17 protein-coding genes are annotated in these 18,046 nt (G+C 67.2%); 12 read left to right on the plus strand and 5 right to left on the minus strand.

Going from position 1 to position 18,046, the window contains the following annotated elements:
• Nucleotides 1–25: 25 nt before the first annotated feature.
• Complete coding sequence (fdxA, locus tag BPET_RS08795) at nucleotides 26–349, minus strand: ferredoxin FdxA (protein ID WP_012248652.1); 324 nt, start codon at nucleotides 347–349, stop codon at nucleotides 26–28.
• 171 nt (nucleotides 350–520) lie between these two features.
• Here fdxA and pncB point away from each other — a divergent pair, with 171 nt between their 5' ends.
• From pncB to BPET_RS25930, 3 genes are all read left to right on the plus strand, one after another.
• Nucleotides 521–1,696 (plus strand): nicotinate phosphoribosyltransferase, encoded by a 1,176-nt coding sequence (gene pncB, locus BPET_RS08800; protein ID WP_012248653.1) that lies wholly within the window; start codon nucleotides 521–523, stop codon nucleotides 1,694–1,696.
• Nucleotides 1,697–1,747: 51 nt separating this feature from the next.
• Nucleotides 1,748–2,101, plus strand: coding sequence for a RidA family protein (locus tag BPET_RS08805; protein ID WP_012248654.1), 354 nt, complete (start codon nucleotides 1,748–1,750; stop codon nucleotides 2,099–2,101).
• Nucleotides 2,102–2,280: 179 nt separating this feature from the next.
• Nucleotides 2,281–2,433 carry a DUF3309 domain-containing protein gene (locus tag BPET_RS25930; RefSeq protein ID WP_012248655.1) on the plus strand — a complete coding sequence of 51 codons (153 nt, stop codon included), beginning with the start codon at nucleotides 2,281–2,283 and terminating at the stop codon, nucleotides 2,431–2,433.
• 2 nt (nucleotides 2,434–2,435) lie between these two features.
• Here BPET_RS25930 and BPET_RS08815 read toward each other — a convergent pair whose 3' ends face one another.
• Together BPET_RS08815 and BPET_RS08820 are read right to left on the minus strand one after the other, a co-directional pair.
• Complete coding sequence (locus tag BPET_RS08815; RefSeq protein WP_012248656.1) at nucleotides 2,436–2,948, minus strand: flavodoxin family protein; 513 nt, start codon at nucleotides 2,946–2,948, stop codon at nucleotides 2,436–2,438.
• Nucleotides 2,945–3,802, minus strand: coding sequence for a M90 family metallopeptidase (locus tag BPET_RS08820; RefSeq protein WP_012248657.1), 858 nt, complete (start codon nucleotides 3,800–3,802; stop codon nucleotides 2,945–2,947). Before BPET_RS08820 ends, BPET_RS08815 begins: the two co-directional genes overlap by 4 nt.
• A 105-nt stretch (nucleotides 3,803–3,907) precedes the next feature.
• On the opposite strand from BPET_RS08820, the gene BPET_RS08825 reads away from it, so the two are divergent.
• The 6 genes from BPET_RS08825 (at nucleotide 3,908) to BPET_RS08850 (ending at nucleotide 11,137) form a co-directional block, all read left to right on the plus strand.
• Nucleotides 3,908–6,145 carry a RelA/SpoT family protein gene (locus BPET_RS08825; protein ID WP_012248658.1) on the plus strand — a complete coding sequence of 746 codons (2,238 nt, stop codon included), beginning with the start codon at nucleotides 3,908–3,910 and terminating at the stop codon, nucleotides 6,143–6,145.
• Between the two features lie 55 nt (nucleotides 6,146–6,200).
• Entirely contained in the window at nucleotides 6,201–7,355 is a 1,155-nt protein-coding gene (argE, locus tag BPET_RS08830) for an acetylornithine deacetylase (RefSeq protein WP_012248659.1), read from the plus strand.
• A 91-nt stretch (nucleotides 7,356–7,446) separates the two neighbouring features.
• Nucleotides 7,447–8,646, plus strand: a complete 1,200-nt coding sequence (trpB, locus tag BPET_RS08835; protein ID WP_012248660.1) for a tryptophan synthase subunit beta — start codon at nucleotides 7,447–7,449, stop codon at nucleotides 8,644–8,646.
• Between the two features lie 4 nt (nucleotides 8,647–8,650).
• The gene (trpA, locus tag BPET_RS08840; protein ID WP_012248661.1) at nucleotides 8,651–9,511 is read left to right on the plus strand and encodes a tryptophan synthase subunit alpha; all 861 of its coding nucleotides are present in this window, start codon (nucleotides 8,651–8,653) and stop codon (nucleotides 9,509–9,511) included.
• A gap of 36 nt (nucleotides 9,512–9,547) precedes the next feature.
• Nucleotides 9,548–10,423, plus strand: coding sequence for an acetyl-CoA carboxylase, carboxyltransferase subunit beta (accD, locus tag BPET_RS08845; RefSeq protein ID WP_012248662.1), 876 nt, complete (start codon nucleotides 9,548–9,550; stop codon nucleotides 10,421–10,423).
• Nucleotides 10,424–10,591: 168 nt separating this feature from the next.
• A complete protein-coding gene (locus tag BPET_RS08850; protein ID WP_012248663.1) occupies nucleotides 10,592–11,137 on the plus strand; it encodes an acyloxyacyl hydrolase in 546 nt (181 codons plus the stop codon).
• Between the two features lie 73 nt (nucleotides 11,138–11,210).
• Here BPET_RS08850 and BPET_RS08855 read toward each other — a convergent pair whose 3' ends face one another.
• Together BPET_RS08855 and BPET_RS08860 are read right to left on the minus strand one after the other, a co-directional pair.
• Entirely contained in the window at nucleotides 11,211–11,654 is a 444-nt protein-coding gene (locus tag BPET_RS08855; RefSeq protein ID WP_041862819.1) for an acyl-CoA thioesterase, read from the minus strand.
• A gap of 202 nt (nucleotides 11,655–11,856) precedes the next feature.
• Entirely contained in the window at nucleotides 11,857–14,844 is a 2,988-nt protein-coding gene (locus BPET_RS08860) for an Rne/Rng family ribonuclease (RefSeq protein WP_012248665.1), read from the minus strand.
• A gap of 522 nt (nucleotides 14,845–15,366) precedes the next feature.
• Between BPET_RS08860 and BPET_RS08865 the strand changes: the two genes are divergently transcribed.
• The 3 genes from BPET_RS08865 (at nucleotide 15,367) to msrP (ending at nucleotide 18,045) form a co-directional block, all read left to right on the plus strand.
• Complete coding sequence (locus BPET_RS08865) at nucleotides 15,367–16,335, plus strand: RluA family pseudouridine synthase (protein ID WP_012248666.1); 969 nt, start codon at nucleotides 15,367–15,369, stop codon at nucleotides 16,333–16,335.
• A 2-nt stretch (nucleotides 16,336–16,337) separates the two neighbouring features.
• Complete coding sequence (locus BPET_RS08870) at nucleotides 16,338–16,994, plus strand: HAD family hydrolase (RefSeq protein ID WP_012248667.1); 657 nt, start codon at nucleotides 16,338–16,340, stop codon at nucleotides 16,992–16,994.
• A gap of 85 nt (nucleotides 16,995–17,079) precedes the next feature.
• Nucleotides 17,080–18,045: a protein-methionine-sulfoxide reductase catalytic subunit MsrP gene (gene msrP / locus BPET_RS08875; RefSeq protein ID WP_012248668.1), complete on the plus strand. Its 966-nt coding sequence runs from the start codon at nucleotides 17,080–17,082 to the stop codon at nucleotides 18,043–18,045.
• Nucleotide 18,046: the final 1 nt, after the last annotated feature.

Consider the following 18,046-nt stretch of genomic DNA (forward strand, 5'->3'; position numbering starts at 1 on the left):
GGCGGCGGGCGGCGCCAGGGCCGGCCTATTTTTCCAGGTGTTGCAGCTTGTCCGGCACGCCGTTCCATTCGTCGGCGTCGGGCAGCGGCTTCTTGGCGCGGCTGATGGGAGCGAATTCGGGAGTGAGTTCGGCGTTCAGGGCAATGAACTGAACCTGATCCTGGGGGACGTCTTCTTCGGCATAAATGGCGTTGGCCGGGCATTCGGGGATGCAGACCGCGCAATCGATGCATTCGTCGGGGTCGATGACGAGGAAGTTCGGCCCCTCACGGAAACAGTCCACCGGGCACACGTCGACACAATCGGTGTACTTGCATTTGATACAGTTTTCGGTAACGACGTGGGTCATTCGGGAACTCCGCAGACAAGCAACAGCTTTTTAACCTTTGAAGGATTTTACCCATATGCGGCGGTGCGGGGCGACCATAACCCTTGCCGGGGTAGTGCCGTGGCCGGGCAGAGGCGGCGGGCTGCTTATGCTATGGTGTGACGAAACGAACCGCGCCCGAACCGCGCCATCATGATAATTACTTCGCTGCTCGACACCGACCTGTACAAGTTCAGCATGATGCAGGTGGTGCTGCATCACTTTCCGGCTGCGCAAGTCGAATACCGTTACAAGTGCCGCACACCGGGAGTGAACCTGCGGCCCTACCTGGACGAGATCCGTGCCGAAGTGCACGCATTGTGCCAGTTGCGTTTTACTGAAGAAGAACTGCAGTACCTGGGCAGTTTGCGTTTTATCAAAAGTGACTTCGTCGATTTTCTCGGCCTGTTCCATCTGCCCGAGCGCTGCATTTCCATTGGCGAAGGCGAGCAGCCGGGCGAAATCGCCATTACGGTAGCCGGCCCCTGGCTGCACACGATCCTGTTCGAGATCCCGGTGCTGGCCATCGTCAACGAGGTCTATTTCCGCAATACGCGTCGCCACCCCGACTGGGACGAAGGCCGCCAGCGCCTGCAGTCGAAAATGCACCTGGTGCTCGACGACCCCGCCCTGGCCGATTTCCGCGTGGCCGAATATGGCACGCGGCGGCGCTTCTCGAAACTGTGGCACGAGGAAATCGTGTCGACCATGAAAGCCCAGATGGGCGCGCATTTCGCCGGCACCAGCAATGTGCTGCTGGCCATGCGGCACAATGTGCTGCCACTGGGCACGATGGGCCACGAATACCTGCAGGCCTGCCAGGCGCTGGGACCGAGGCTGCGCGACTCGCAGGTGTTCGCGCTGGAAGTCTGGGCCAAGGAATACCGCGGCGACCTGGGTATCGCGCTGTCCGACGTGTACGGCATGGATGCCTTCCTGCGCGATTTCGACATGTACTTCTGCAAGCTGTTCGACGGCGCGCGCCACGATTCGGGCGACCCTTTCGTATGGGGCGAGCGCTTGTTGGAACACTACCGCAACAACCGCGTCGACCCGCGCGCCAAGACCCTGGTGTTTTCCGATTCGCTGACCTTCCCGCGCGCCATCGAGCTGGCCAGGCAGTTCGCCGGCCGCTGCAAGGTGTCGTTCGGCATAGGCACCAACCTGACCAACGACCTGGGCCACGAGCCGCTGCAGATCGTGATGAAAATGGTCCGTTGCAATGGCCAGCCGGTGGCCAAGGTGTCCGATGCGCCCGAGAAGACCATGTGCGACGATCCCGCCTATCTGGCCTACCTGCGCCAGGTCTTCCAGTTGCCGCCGGCCTGACGCGGCCGGCCGCTTTCTTTCTTTTCCAACCATTCTCTCAGGGGATTTCCGATGAGCAGCATCAAGCGCGTCAATGTGGAAAAACGGCTGTCCGACATGGCCGTGTACAACGGCGTGGCCTATCTGGCCGGCCAGGTGCCCGACGACGCCTCGCTGGACATGGCGGGCCAGACCGCCCAGGTCCTGGCCACTATTGATCGCCTGCTGGCCGAGGCCGGCACCGACAAAAGCAAGATCCTGATGGCGCAGATCTTCGTGGCCAACATGAAAGAGTTCGACGCCATGAACCAGGCGTGGGACGCCTGGGTGGCCCCCGGCAACGCGCCGCCGCGCGCCACCGTCGAAGCCCGCCTGGCCAATCCCGACTTCAAGGTCGAGATCGTCGTCACCGCCGCGGTGGGCTGACCGACCGCAGGCAGGCAGACGCCAGGGCCCCCGGTTTCTCCGGGGGCCTTTTGTTTTGGGGCGGTGAAGTTCGGGGCGGCGAAAAAGGGGGGCGCGGGAAGGCACCAGGGCGGGCACGGCGCTTGCTTAGGGGGGCCAGGCGGCCGGACGGCCGCCGCGACAATCACAAGGAGCACGCCATGGGTACTATCCTGCTGATCATCCTGATTCTGCTGCTGATCGGGGCCTTTCCGAGCTGGCCATATAGCCGCGGCTGGGGGTACTACCCAAGCGGCCTGCTGGGCATTGTGGTCATCGTCCTGATCGTGATGCTGCTGACAGGCAGGCTATAGCGTCATTCTTCGCCGGCCAGCAGGGTGGCCGCCAGCAGGCCGCCCAGCTCTTCGCAGCGCGCCAGCGCGGCGGCCGGCACGGCCTTGGGCGCCAGGATGGCTTCCGGCGTCTGGGCGCCATTGCGCTCGACCAGCGCGGGCGCGGCCGCGCGCAGGCGCCAGCCGGTGCAGATGCGCTCGGCCTGGCGGGCCGCGCCGGCGCCGTCGGTGCCGGCGCTGATCGCCAACGCATAGGGCCGGCCCTGGAGTTGGTCCAGCACCGGGTAATAGCACCGGTCAAAGCATTCTTTCATTTCGCCGCTCAGGCTGGCCAGATTCTCGGGCGCGCAGAACAGGTAGCCGTCGGCGGCCAGCAGGTCGGCCGGCTCGACCAATCGGGCGCGGCGCAGCGTGACGTGCAGGCGGTCGGCCAGCTCCAGGGCAACGGCCGCGCTGCGCGCCCCGCGCACCAGGGCGCGGGCCATCTGCCGGGCGGCGCCGGTGCGCGAATGCCACACCACCAACAGGCGCTTCATGTCAGCGCCTGCCCGGCGGTCCGCGCCAGGCGCGCCAGCGGGTCCTGCCGGTAATAGGCCTGCAGCAGCCCATACCACTCGGGCAGCGCCTGGGCCAGCGGCGCCGGGTCGACAAAAAAATGCTCTGAGCTGACGGCGAAGAACTCCGCCTCGTCGGTCGCTGCGTAGGGGTCCAACGGCAACTGGCCATACCAGGCGTCGGCGGCTTCGCTTTCCGGGTCGATGTCGGCCGGGATCGCGGCCTCGATGGCGTCGAGCGCGGCGATGTAGCGGTCCAGGCTGTCGTCCAGCACGCGCCGCCAGGTGCGCGGCGACAGGCCGGGGTGCGCGCCCAGATCGGGCATGCCGTCCGCGAGGCCGGAGGACAGATCCAGTTTGTGGGCGAATTCGTGGATGACCACGTTGAAGGCAGAGCCATTGGGCAGCGCGTCGGCCCACGACAGGATCACCGGGCCGCCTTCCCAGGCTTCGCCGGCGGCGGCCTCGTCGTACTCGTGCACCACGCCGGCCTCGTCCTGCCGCACGCGCGGAATCGAAAAGCCTTCGGGATAGACGATGATCTCGTCCCAGCCTTCGTACAGAGCCGGCGGCAGGTTCAGGATAGGCAGCGCCGCCTGCGCGGCGATCGACAGGCGGATGAAATCGTCGGGCTCCAGGCCGCGTGCGCCATTGAGGTTCTTGCTGGCCAGCAGCCAGGCCGCGCGCGCCAGAAGCTGGCCGTCTTCGGCCGCGTCGAGCACCGCCAGGAAGGGGTGCGTGCGCAGCACCCGGGCCCACAGCGCGGGCTCGATGCGGGCCTGCACCCGGGCCACGGCCCCGGCGGCGGCCCCCCGGCCTCTCAGCCATCGCAACATAACTCTGGGTTCCTTGGACATGCCCGCCGCGCGGGCGTCGGCGAGCTTGCGCTTAGTGTAGAGTGTAGGAAATTTACGCTTACTTGCCGGCCCGTTTCGTTCGCGATGCCCGTAATTCCCGATACCGATGCGTCTACGCCGTTCGACGACGCCTGGCGCCAGGCCGCCGGGGCCGGCCTCGAACCCGATGCCCTGGCGCGCATCGAGCGGGCAGTAGCCTGGGCCACCCCCCAGTTTGCCGGCCAGCATACCGTCACGGGCGAGCCCCTGGCGCGCCACGCCGCCGGCGCCGTGCGCATCCTGGCAGGCCTGCAGACCGACGTGGCCGTGCGCATCGCCGCCTTGCTGGCAGCCTTGCCGGCCGACCTGACCCAACCCGCCCCGCCGCTGCGCAACGACCCCATAGCCGCCGAGTTCGGCGCCGAGGTCGCCCGCCTGGTGCAGGGCGCGCGGGCGCTGCTGCGGCTGGGTCTGGTGGCGCGCCACGCCAGCGACAGCGAGGCCGACAGCGGCGACCAGAAAGAAATGCAGCGCAAGATGCTGCTGGCCATGGCGGCCGACCTGCGCATCGTGCTGATGCGCCTGGCTTCGCGCCTGCAGACCCTGCGCTGGCATGCCGAATCGAAGGCGCCGTGCACCCCGGCCTTTGCCCGCGAAACGCTCGATCTGTACGCGCCGCTGGCCAACCGGCTGGGCATCTGGCAGGTCAAATGGGAAATGGAAGACCTGGCTTTCCGCTTCCTGGAACCCGACCGCTACAAGCAGATCGCGCGCCTGCTCGAAGAAAAGCGCGTGGAGCGAGAGGCCTTCATCGCCGGCGCCATCGAGCGCGTGCAGGCGGCGCTGGCCAAGGCCGGGATTCATGCCGAGGTCAGCGGCCGGCCCAAGCACATCTACAGCATCTGGAACAAGATGCGCCTGAAGGGGCTGGAGTTCTCGCAGATGTACGACCTGCGCGCCCTGCGGGTCATCGTCGACGACGTGCGCGACTGCTACACCGCGCTGGGCATGGTGCACGACATGTGGACGCCGCTGCCCGACGAGTTCGACGACTACATCTCGCGCCCCAAGCCCAATGGCTATCGGTCGCTGCATACCGTGGTGGCCGATGACGACGGCCGGCCTTTCGAGGTGCAGATCCGCACCCGCGGCATGCACCAGTTCGCCGAATACGGCATGGCCGCGCACTGGCGCTATAAAGAGGCCGGCGCCAAGGGCGGGCAGGTGGCCGCTTCCAGCGAATACGACCGCCAGCTGTCCTGGATGCGCCAGCTGCTGGCCTGGAACACCGACATGGAAGCGGGCGGCGCCGGCGGTGGCAAGACCGCCGCGCCCGCCCGCGCGCCGCGCGAAGAACGCATCTATGTGCTGACGCCGCAGGCCCGCGTCATTGAACTGCCGGCCGGCGCCACGCCGGTCGATTTCGCCTACCACCTGCATACCGACCTGGGCCACCGCTGCCGCGGCGCCCGCGTCGATGGCCAGATGGTGCCGCTGCAGACGCATCTGGCCACCGGCCAGACGGTCGAGATCATCGCCGCCAAGTCGGGCGGCCCCTCGCGCGACTGGCTTAATCCGCAGCTGGGCTTCCTGGCCAGCCCCCGGGCGCGCGCCAAGGTGCGCATGTGGTTCAACGCCATCGAACTGCAGCAGCGCATTACCGCGGGCCAGGCGCTGGTCGAAAAAGAACTGCAGCGGCTGGGCAAGACCGCCGTCAACCTCGAACAACTGGCCCAGAGCCTGGGCTTCGCGCGCGCCGATGACCTGTACGTGGCGGCCGCCAAAGACGAATTCAGCCTGCGCCAGATCGACAGCGTTTTCCAGCAACCGGCGGCCGAGCCCGAACCCGAGGCGGCCGACCTGGCCAATGCGCACAGCGTCGACAGCGCCGCGCGCAGCGGCAAGAGCGGGGTGCTGGTGGTGGGCGTGGGTTCGTTGCTGACCCAACTGGCGCGCTGCTGCCGGCCCGCGCCGCCCGACGAGATCGCCGGCTTTGTCACGCGCGGCCGCGGCGTGTCCATCCACCGCATCGGCTGCCGCAGCTACCAGGCGCTGGCCGCGCGCGAGCCCGAGCGGGTCATCGACGTGGCCTGGGGCAAGACGTCTGAAACCTTCTACCCTGTCGATATCAGCGTGCACGCGCACGATCGTTCCGGCCTGCTGCGCGACCTGTCCGAAGTCTTCGCCCGGCAGCGGCTGAACGTGGTGGGCGTCAATACCCAAAGCCGCCAGTCGCTGGCCCACATGATCTTCACGGTTGAAGTGCGCGGCGGCGAGTCGCTGGGCAAGGCGCTCGCGGCGCTGTCCGAAGTGCCGGGCGTTACCTCGGTGGTCCGCCACTGAGCCCGCCGGCCGTTCTGTCCTACACTCGGTGTTTTATCCGTCGAGAGTTCTCATCATGGATACGCGTACCTGGCTGCAAACCCTGGTTGGCATCGATACCACCAGCCGCAACTCGAACCTGGGCCTGATCGAGACCGTGCGGGACAATCTCAAGGCACAGGGCGTGCACGCCTGGCTGGCGCACAACGCCGACGGCAGCAAGGCCAACCTGTTTGCCACGCTGCCGGCCAGCGATGGCGGCGAGCAGGGCGGCATCGTGCTGTCGGGCCACACTGACGTGGTGCCGGTCGACGGCCAGGCCTGGTCCACCGACCCGTTCGTGCTGTCCGAGGCCGACGGCCGGCTGTATGGACGCGGCTCGTGCGACATGAAGGGCTTTATCGCGGCCGCGCTGGCGCTGGTGCCCGAGTACCTCGCCATGCCGCGCAAGAAACCCATCCACCTGGCGTTTTCGTACGACGAAGAAGTCGGCTGCGTGGGCGCGCCGGTGATGCTGGCGGAGCTGCGCGAGCGCGGCATCCGGCCAGACGGCTGCGTGGTGGGCGAACCCACCGGCATGCAAGTGGTGGTGGCGCACAAGGGCATCAACCTGTTCCGCTGCTGCGTGCAGGGCAAGGCGGCGCACTCGTCGCTGACCCCGCGCGGCTGCAACGCCATCGAGTACGCGGCCCGCCTGATCTGCCGCATCCGCGAACTGGCGGATACTTTCAAGGCGAGGGGACCGTACGACGAGTTCTACGACGTGCCGTATTCCACCATGACCACCAACCTGATCCAGGGCGGCATCGCGGTCAACACCATCCCCGAGCGCTGCGAGTTCTCGTACGAGTTCCGCAACCTGCCGGGCATGCCGGCCGACGAGATCCAGGCTCAGGTGGAACGCTATGTGCAGGAAACCCTGTTGCCGGCCATGCGCGCCGAGTTCGACGGCGCCCGCATCGATATCCAGAGCGGCGCCAGCGCGCCGGGCCTGGACGCCTCGGAAGAGGCCGCCATTACTCAGCTGGCGCGGGCCCTGACCGACGACCGGGCCACCCGCAAAGTGGCCTACGGCACCGAGGCGGGGCTGTTCCAGGGCCTGGGCGTGCCTACCGTCGTATGCGGCCCCGGGCATATCGAGCAGGCGCACAAGCCCGACGAATACGTCGCGCTGGATCAGCTGGCGGCCTGCGAAAAGTTCCTGCGCCGCCTCGGGCAGTCGCTGGCATAGGGCTGGCAACCCGTTCGCTCGGGTAAAATGACGGGTTGCGAAGCGGGCTTTGCGGCGAACGGTGCGTTTGCCGCCAGCCCAGGAGAAACTGGTGAAACCTTACGACCTCCCGGATGCCCAGGGCCATTTTGGCCAATATGGCGGCGTGTTCGTGGCCGAAACGCTGATACACGCGCTCGATGAGCTGCGCGCGGCCTACGATCATTGCCGGCTCGATCCCAAGTTCATCGAAACTTTCAACTACGAGCTCAAGCACTTCGTGGGGCGGCCCAGCCCTGTCTATCACGCGGCCCGCTGGTCGCGCGAACTGGGCGGCGCGCAGATCTGGTTCAAGCGCGAAGACCTCAACCACACCGGCGCGCACAAGGTCAACAACTGCATCGGCCAGGCCCTGCTGGCCCGCCACATGGGCAAGCCGCGCGTCATCGCCGAAACCGGCGCCGGCCAGCACGGCGTGGCCACCGCCACTGTGGCGGCCCGCTATGGCATGGAATGCGTGGTCTACATGGGCAGCGAAGACGTCCGGCGCCAGGCCTCCAACGTGTACCGCATGAAGTTGCTGGGCGCCACGGTGGTGCCCGTCGAGTCCGGTTCGCGCACCCTGAAAGACGCCCTGAACGAGGCCATGCGCGACTGGGTCACCAACATCGAGAACACCTTCTACATCATCGGCACGGTGGCAGGCCCCGATCCCTACCCGCGCATGGTGCGCGACTTCCAGACCGTCATCGGCAACGAATGCCTGGAACAAATGCCCCAAGACGCCGGCCGCCAGCCCGACTACGTGGTGGCTTCGGTGGGCGGCGGCTCGAACGCCATGGGTATCTTCTACCCCTACATTCCCCATGAAAATGTCCGGCTCATCGGCGTCGAAGCCGCCGGCGAGGGGCTGGACAGCGGACGTCACGCCGCGTCGCTGGCCGCTGGCCAGGTGGGCGTGCTGCACGGCAACCGTACCTACGTCATGCAGAACGCCGATGGCCAGGTGCAGGAAACCCATTCCGTGTCGGCCGGGCTCGACTACCCCGGCGTGGGCCCCGAGCACGCCTGGCTGAAAGACAGCGGGCGCGCCCAGTACGTGGGCATTACCGACGACGAAGCGCTGGCCGCGTTCCACGACTGCTGCCGCATCGAGGGCATCATGCCGGCGCTCGAGTCTTCGCATGCCATCGCGCAGGCCGTCAAAATGGCGCCCACGCTGCCGAAAGACACCATCATCCTGGTCAATTTGTCGGGCCGTGGCGACAAAGACATGCACACCGTCGCCGAACGCGCGGGCATCCAGTTCTGACACCATGACGACCCGAACCGATCGCATCGCCGCGGCGTTCTCCCGTGTGGCCGAAACCGGCCGCGCGTCCGCGCTCATTCCCTACATCGCCGCGGGCGACCCGTCGCCGGACGCCACCGTGCCGCTCATGCACGCGCTGGTGAACGCCGGCGCCGACGTCATCGAACTGGGCGTGCCGTTCTCCGACCCCATGGCCGACGGCCCGGTCATCCAGCGCGCCGCCGAGCGCGCCATCGCGCAGGGCACGGGCTTGCGCCGCGTGCTCGAGTTGGTCGCCCAGTTCCGCCGCGACGACTCCACCACGCCGGTGGTGCTGATGGGCTACGCCAACCCCATCGAATGCATGGGCCAGCAGGCCTTTGCCCAGGCGGCCCAGCAGGCCGGCGTCGACGGGGTGCTGGTGGTCGACTACCCGCCCGAAGAAATCGACGCCTTTGCCGGGCAGCTCGACGCCTGCGGCATCGCACCCATCTTCCTGCTGGCGCCCACGTCTACCGAGGCGCGCATCCAGGCCGTGGCCCGCATCGCGCGCGGCTACGTCTACTATGTGTCGCTCAAGGGTGTCACGGGCGCGGGCAGCCTGAACACCGACGACGTGGCAGCCCGCCTGGCGCTGATCCGGCGCCACGTCAGCGTTCCGGTGGGGGTGGGCTTCGGCATCCGCGACGCGGCCAGCGCCCAGCATATCGCGCGCGTCGCCGACGCCGTGGTCATTGGCAGCAAACTCATCGAAACCATCGAGCAGGCGGTTGCCACCGCGCCTGCCGGCAAGCAGACCGAGGCCGCCGTGGCCGCCGCCACGCAGTGGCTGGGCGGCATCCGGCAGGCGCTCGACCAAATCAAACGAGGCAATCCGCCGGCCTGAAGCCGCCGTGCGCTGCCTTCCAACGGAAAAAAGACAATGAGCTGGATCGAAAAACTCCTGCCTCCTCGCATTAACAAAACCAGCGACAGCGGCGCGCGGCGCGTGCCCGAGGGCCTGTGGGTCAAGTGCCCGTCCTGCGAGTCGGTGCTGTACAGCGAAGACCTGGCGGCCAATCTGCACGTTTGCCCCAAGTGCGACCACCACATGCGCATCGGCTCGCGGGCCCGCATCGATTCGTTGCTCGACGTCGAGGGCCGGGTCGAAATCGGCCAGAACACCCGCTCGGTCGATTCGCTCAAGTTCAAGGACACGCGCAAATACCCCGAGCGCGTCCAAGAGGCCATGAAGCAAACCGGCGAGACCGATGCCCTGGTGGTCATGAGCGGCTCGATCCGCGGCGTGCCCGCGGTGGTGGCCTGCTTCGAATTCGAATTCATGGGCGGCTCGATGGGCTCGGTGGTGGGCGAACGCTTCGCCCGCGGCGCCCAGGTGGCCCTGGACAACAAAACCCCGTTCATCTGCGTGGCGGCCTCCGGGGGCGCCCGCATGCAGGAAAGCCTGCTGTCGCTGATGCAAATGGCCAAGACCAACGCCATGCTGACCCGCCTGTCGGCCGAGGGGCTGCCGTTCATCAGCGTGCTTACCGACCCGACCATGGGCGGGGTGTCGGCCAGCTTCGCCTTCATGGGCGACGTCGTCATCGCCGAACCCAAGGCCCTGATCGGCTTTGCCGGCCCGCGCGTCATCGAGCAGACCGTACGCGAAAAGCTCCCCGAAGGGTTCCAGCGCGCCGAGTTCCTGCTGCAAAAAGGGGCCATCGACATGGTGGTCGACCGGCGCCAGCTGCGCGAAGAAATCGCCCGCCTGCTGGCCCTGCTGACCGACCAGCCGGCCGACATCGTCGCTGCCTGACCCCGGGTGTTCCGGTGCGATATTTCCATATTGCACTGGAATCCTCCTGCTTTCCGCCATTGCATGTCGGATTTTTCCGCCGGACTGTTGTCCGGCTTATACAGCCGACGGTAATGACGGCGGAATTTCTGATATGTTTACTGGCGCGTAAAAGACACAGGAGCATTCATGCTGAACCCCAATAATAAAATCCTTCGCTCGGTGCTGGCCGCCTTGTCGCTGGCGGGCCTGGCGTGCTCGGCGCAGGCCCAGGAAAGCACCCAGGGCGGCATCGGCCTGCACTATGGCGTGGGCGACCACTACCAGCGCACCGAGCTGGTTTATGAAACCCCCGGTCTGCAGCTGTATAAATCCGATGGCAATTGGGGCCGCGTGGACCTCACGGGCGAATTCGGCGTGGCCTACTGGTCGGCCAACGGCTCGCGCTCGCCCAGCCATGTCTGGCAATTCAACGCCATCCCGATGTTCCGCTGGTGGATGAGCGAACGCTTCTATGTCGAAGCCGGTATCGGCGCCACCGCGTTCACCCATACCAAGTTCGCCGACGAACGGATCAGCACGGCGTTCCAGTTCGGCGACCACATCGGCATGGGCTTCCTGGTCACGCCCCACAACCGCCTGGGCCTGCGCTATTCGCATTTTTCCAACGCCAGCATCAAGCGGCCCAATCCGGGGCTCGACGTCCTGCAACTGACGTACACGTACCAGTTCTAGGCAACGAGCCGGCCGGCAGGCCAGGTATCTGGAAAAAGGCCGCGAGCATGCTCGCGGCCTTTTGTTTTGCGGCTCAGGCCGGCACGGCGTAGCGCGCCAGCCGCTCGCGGTGGCGCGCTGGCACGGCCACTGGCCGCCGCGTATGCGGGTCGACGTAAACGTGCGTGAATACGCCGCTGGCATGGCTGTCGGAGCGTTGGGGGGTAAAGACCCCCAACCGGTAGGTGACGCTGCTGGCGCCCAGCCTGACCACCCGCAGGCCGATTTCCACGGGCGTGGGGAACGATACCGGCTCGTGGTATTGGCATTGTGTGCCGACCACCAGGCCGATGGCTTCGGGCGAATCGGCGCTCGCGATGCCTTCGGCGATCAGCAGGCCGTTTACGGCCGTATCGAACCACGAGTAATAGACCACATTATTGACGTGGCCATAGACGTCGTTGTCCATCCAGCGCGTACTGATGGGGGTGAAGTGCCGGTAGGCGTCGCGGCCTTCGGCGGGCAGCCGGTCTGTCATGCGGGGCTCCATTCGGGGCGGGTCGGACGGCCGGGCGCGCCGTTTCGCTGCATGGCCCGCGCCGCAGGGCCAGTCTACCTTAGCGCGCCTGCCAGCCTTACCTTCACGCCCGCGCCTGCCCCCGTGTCCGGCACCGGCAGCGCGGCCCGAAAAAAAAACGCCGGCATCGCTGCCGGCGTTTCTCGTGGCGGGACGCCAGCGCTTATTGGCGCTGGGTCTCCACCTGCACCAGCGGGGCATTGGACACCGGCGCCACAGGCTTGCGCTCGCGGCCCAGGCGCACCGCCACATGGCTGGCGGCAATACGCTGCTGCGTTTGCGCGAGGCGCTCGGGGTCGGTTTCCACCCACTTCAGTCCAGCCGCGCTGACCACGTCTTGCAGCGAGCGTGCGGGTGCGGCCGGGGCGGCCTGCGGCACCACGATGGGCTGCGCGGCAACCGGCGCGGGCTCGGCGGCGGGCGCGGGCTGGGCTTCAGTCGCGGCTTCCTGAGCCACGGGCGCGGGTTCGGCCACGGCCGGCTGCTCGATCGCGGGCGCCGGCTCGGCGCCAGGCTCGGTGACGGGCGCGTCAGCGGCCGGCGCCGGGGCCACGGCAGCCGGTTCGGCGGCGGGCGCCGACTCGACGGCCGGCGCCGGTTCGGTTGCCTCGGCAGCTACGGGCTCGCTTTGGGGGGCGGTCAGGGCGGAAGCGGGTTGCTCGGCCTCTGGCACGGCGGGCGTCTGCGGGGCCGGCACGGCAACTTCCGGCATACCCTGCGCCACGGCCGCGGCGTTGGACACGTCGGACAGGCTAGGCGCAGGCTCGGTCACGGCCGGCGCGGTGTCGGCGGCAAGCTGGCTCTCGGCGGGCTGCTCCTGGTTGTCGGTTTGCCCTTCGGCGCCTTGCACGGCCTGGTCGTCCGGGCTGCGGCGGCCACGACGGCTGCGGCGACGGCGGCGCTTGCGTTCCGGATCGCCGGTGCCTTCGGCGTTGTCGCTATCGGCGGCCTCGGCGGCAGGCGCGGTGTCGGCTTCAGCCTGTTCGGCCAGAGAGGCCGCAATTGCCGGACCTTGGGTGGCGGGCAGGGCGGAAGCCACGGTTTCCGCCAGCGCGGCGACCATGCTTTCCTGTTCGCTCATCGGCGCGTCTTGCTGGGCGTTGTCGTCGCGGCGGTTGCGGCCACGGCCACGGCGGCCGCGATTGCCGCGCGGGGCGGCGTCATCGTCGGCAGCGGCGGTTTCGCCGGCCAGCGCGCGCTCGGGGCGGGCGGTGTCGCGCTCGGCGCGCGGCGGACGTTCGGCGCGTTCTTCATGGCGGCGATTGCCGCGCACATGATGGCGGGCCGCGCCGTCGGCCTCGGCCGTCTCGGAGCGGGGTTCGCCGCGGCGGTTGCGGCCGCGATCGGAGCCGTGGCGTTCGCCGCGGCGTTCCTGGCCGTCGTGGCCGCGCTTGGCGCGCGAGCCGCCGCGCTTGGGTTCTTCTTTGGCGGCGGCGGGGGCGGCCGGTTCGGCGCTGCCGCTCAGCCAGCCCACCAGGCGCTTGAACAGGCCGCCGAAGCCGCCGGAAGCGGCCGGGGCGGCTGCGGGCGCGGTGGAGACCGGAGCGGGTTGCGAAGGCGTGATGCCCTTGACCAGGGCTTCGGGACGGGCCTTCACTTCCTGGTCGCGCGGGGCCCAGGCCATGTCGGTGGACGGCGCCTCGGCGAGTTCGAAGCTGGTCTTCACTTCTTCCAGGCGCGGATCGTCGTGGCGCAGGCGTTCGATGTGGTGGTGCGGGGTTTCCAGGTGCTTGTTGGGAATCAGCACCAGGTTGACCTTCAGGCGGGCTTCCATCTTGGCGATGTCGGCGCGCTTTTCATTGAGCAGGAAGGTGGCCACGTCGACCGGCACCTGGGCGTGCACCGCCGCGGTGTTTTCCTTCATGGCTTCTTCTTGCAGCAGACGCAGCACGTGCAGGGCGCTGGACTCGGCGTCGCGGATCACGCCGGTGCCGTTGCAGCGCGGGCAGGTGATGTGCGAGCCTTCGTTCAGGGCCGGACGCAGGCGCTGGCGCGACAGCTCCATCAGGCCGAAGCGCGAGATCTTGCCCATTTGCACGCGGGCGCGGTCGAAATGCAGGGCGTCGCGCAGGCGCTGTTCGACGGCGCGCTGGTTCTTGCCGTCTTCCATGTCGATGAAGTCGATCACGATCAGGCCGCCCAGGTCGCGCAGGCGCAACTGGCGGGCGACTTCGTCGGCGGCTTCGAGGTTGGTGCGCAGCGCGGTTTCTTCGATGTCGGAGCCGCGCGTGGAGCGTGCCGAGTTCACGTCCACCGCCACCAGGGCCTCGGTGTGGTCAATGACCACCGCGCCGCCCGAGGGCAGCTGCACCGTGCGCGAATAGGCGGTTTCGATCTGGTGTTCGATCTGGAAGCGCGAGAACAGCGGGATGTCGTCGCGGTAGCGTTTGACGCGCTGCACGTTGTCCGGCATCACCACGCTCATGAACGCGGTGGCCTGATCGGCGATTTCGTCGGTATCGATGAGGATCTCGCCGATTTCAGGCGAGAAGTAGTCGCGGATGGCCCGGATGACCAGGCTGGACTCAAGGTAGATGAGGATGGGCGCGGCGTTGTCGCGGGCGGCCGAGTCGATGGCCGTCCAGAGCTGCATCAGGTAGGACAAGTCCCACTGGAGCTCTTCGACGTTGCGGCCGATGCCGGCGGTGCGGGCGATGATGCTCATGCCCTGGGGCACTTCCAGCTGCTCCATCGTGTCGCGCAGTTCCTGGCGGTCTTCGCCTTCGACCCGGCGCGAGACGCCGCCGCCGCGCGGGTTGTTGGGCATCAGCACCAGGTAGCGGCCGGCCAGCGAGATGAACGTGGTCAGGGCGGCGCCCTTGTTGCCGCGCTCTTCTTTTTCGACCTGGACGATGAGTTCCTGGCCTTCGCGCAGGGCGTCCTGGATGCGGGCGGAGCGGACGTCCACGCCTTCCTTGAAGTAGCTGCGGGCCACTTCCTTGAATGGCAGGAAGCCGTGGCGGTCTTCGCCGTAGTTGACGAAGCAGGCTTCCAGGCCGGGTTCGATACGGGTAATGACACCTTTGTAAATGTTGCCTTTGCGCTGTTCGCGGCCGGCGGTTTCGATGTCGAGGTCGATGAGCTTTTGCCCATCGACGATGGCAACGCGCAGTTCTTCCTGGTGCGTTGCATTGAACAGCATGCGCTTCATGAGTGGGGTTCTCCGTTGTCATGACGCGCCGATATCGGCGCGTGACCTCGGGCCACTCGGGCTGCGGACTGAAGCGGGGCAAGAAGATCGTATGGTCAAACGGCAGCCGGGCGCAGCGCGCAGGCGTAGCCGCCGCCGGTCAGGCGGGCACGTCGTGCCCTGGGGCACGCGGTTCTGTCAGCAGGGGAGTCAGGTTCACTAAGTGTGGTTGACGGAAAGGGTTGCTGTGAACGGCAGGTGCGGCCGGCGATCGGCCCGCGCGCACCTGGTGCTTTATTACGCGACGATTCTTGCAGTGCTTCAGAGCCGCTTGCGGCATGCAACGGACCTGCCAGGACAGCGGGCAAATAAAGTGCCACACCACCATCCGGCAGGGCGCGGTTGCGCCGGCGACCGAGAGGCCCCGGAGCTGAACGGTCAGGCAGCAGTACAATGGCGGCCCGCGCGCTCGACGGAGACGCGTACATGTTGCATCTCTACGCCAGGCGGCTTTGTTCAGCCCCTTAAGGCTGTCCCGATTATATGTCGCTTTCCGCAATGCGCAAAGAAACCGCGTTTTTCTCCTCTTCTGCCCCCGCGGTCCGCCTGGTTGAGGTCGGGCCCGAGCACGATGGTCAGCGCATCGACAATTTCCTGGTGCGGCTGTGCAAGGGCGTGCCCAAAAGCCACATCTACAAGGCTATCCGCGGCGGAGAAGTCCGGGTAAACAAGGGACGCATCCAGGCTGACTACCGGGTGGCGGCCGGCGACGTGGTGCGCGTGCCGCCGCTGCGTCTGCCCGCGCCGGGCGAGTCGCGGCCCGTGCCGGGGGCGGAATTCCCGGTGGTATACGAAGACGAGGCCCTGCTGGTGGTGGACAAGCCCGCCGGCGTGGCCGTGCATGGCGGCAGCGGGGTGTCGTTCGGAGTCATCGAGCAATTGCGCGCCGCCCGCCCGCAGGCGCGTTTTCTCGAGCTGGCGCACCGGCTCGACCGGGAAACCTCGGGCCTGCTGATGATCGCCAAAAAACGCAGCGCGCTGCTGGCGCTGCACGCCATGTTGCGCGAAGGGCGGGGCGACAAGCACTATCTGGCCCTGGTCGAGGGCGATTGGGTCAACGACCGCCAGCACATCCGCCTGGCCCTCACCAAATGGACCACCCAGTCGGGCGAGCGCCGCGTGCGCCCCGATCCCGACGGCCAGGCCGCGCATACGATCGTCACGTTGAAGCAGCGCCTGGGCGGTTACAGTCTGGTTGATGCCGAGCTGCGCACCGGGCGCACCCATCAAATCCGGGTGCACCTGGCGGCCAGCGGTTTTCCCATTGTCGGAGACGATAAATACGGGACGGATGAAACGCGCGCCCGCTTCGCGCGCCTGGGGTTCAACCGCATGTTCCTGCATGCCCATCAGTTGACCCTGCCGCACCCGCTTACCCAAGAACCCTTGCGGCTGACGGCGGAATTGCCCGCGGCCTGCCGCAAGCTGTTGCAGCAGTTGGAGAGCCTGTAGACATGCCTTATTCGCTGGTGGTGTTCGACTGGGACGGAACCCTGATGGATTCCACGAACGGTATCGTGGCGGCCATCCAGGGCGCCTGCCGCGACCTGGACCTGCCTGTTCCGTCGGCTTCGGCAGCCAGCTGGGTGATCGGCCTGTCGCTCGAAAGCGCATTGCGCCGGGCCGTGCCCGAGCTGACCCAGGCCATGGTGCCGCGTTTTCTCGAGCGTTACCGTACCCATTACCTGTTGCGCGATCCCGAATTGCGGCTATTCGACGGCATAGAGGGCCTGTTGGGCGACCTGGCCGGGCGCCAGGTGCGCCTGGCGGTGGCCACCGGCAAGAGCCGGGTCGGCCTGGACCGGGTGCTGGCCGCCACCGGCCTGCGCGATGTTTTCCAGGCTACCCGCACGGCCGACGAAACCTTCAGCAAGCCGCATCCGGCCATGCTGCACGAACTCATGCAGGAACTCGATGTCGAACCGGAACGGGTAGTCATGGTGGGCGACACCTCGCACGACCTGCAAATGGCCAGCAATGCCGGCGTGCACGGCCTGGGGGTTGCCTACGGGGCCCACAGCCCGCAGGAATTGCACGGGTGCCAGCCGCAGGCCGTGGTCGACAGCGTGGCTGCCTTGCGCGAATGGCTGTTGCCGAGGGCTGGCGCCTGAATTCGCGCGGGCGGGAATAGGCGGGAATATTCCGGCCAGTTGTTCGTCTAAACAGTACCGAGCAATACATCCAGGAGAGACCGCCATGTCGTCACGCAAGCCGGGCCACGAGCCACCGCCGTCCGAGATCACGCCCGAGGCGGTCTGGCTGTCGCGTCGCGAATGGATGGCCCGCGCAGGCCTCGCCGCCGCGGCGGCCGGTCTGCCGGCGTGGGCCGCGCGGCGGGCGTTCGCCCAGGACGCGCCGTCGCTGGCGGGGCGGCCCAGCCCGCAGTTCTCGGTCATGGACAAGCAAACCTCGTTCAAAGACGTCAGCAGCTACAACAACTACTATGAATTCGGCGTCGACAAGAGCGATCCGGCCGAATACGCCGGCAAGCTGCAGACCCGGCCCTGGTCGGTCGTCGTCGAAGGCGAAGTGCGGCGTCCGCAGACCTTCGATATCGACGCGCTGCTCAAGCTGGCCCCCATGGAAGACCGCGTCTACCGGCTGCGCTGCGTGGAAGGCTGGTCGATGGTGATTCCCTGGGTGGGCTATCCGCTGTCGGCGTTGCTCAAGCAGGTCGAACCCACCGGCAATGCCAAGTACGTTGAATTCACCACGGTCGTACAGCGCGAGAACATGCCGGGGGTGCGCTATCCGGTGCTCGAGTGGCCCTACGTCGAAGGCCTGCGGCTCGACGAGGCCATGCATCCGCTGGCGCTGCTGGTGTTCGGCGTGTACGGCAAGGTGCTGCCCAACCAGAACGGCGCGCCGCTGCGCCTGGCCGTGCCCTGGAAATACGGGTTCAAGTCGGCCAAGTCGCTGGTGCGCATCAGGCTGGTCGAGCGCCAGCCCACCAGCTCATGGATGCAGGCTGCCGCCAACGAGTACGGTTTTTATGCCAATGTGAACCCCGATGTGCCGCATCCGCGCTGGAGCCAGGCCACCGAGCGGCGCATCGGCGAAGACGGCCTGTTCACGCCCAAGCGCAAGACCCTGATGTTCAACGGCTATGCCGACCAGGTGGCGTCGCTGTACCAGGGCATGGACCTGAAGGCCAACTACTGAA

This window comes from Bordetella petrii, assembly GCF_000067205.1.
Classification (GTDB): domain Bacteria; phylum Pseudomonadota; class Gammaproteobacteria; order Burkholderiales; family Burkholderiaceae_B; genus Bordetella_A; species Bordetella_A petrii.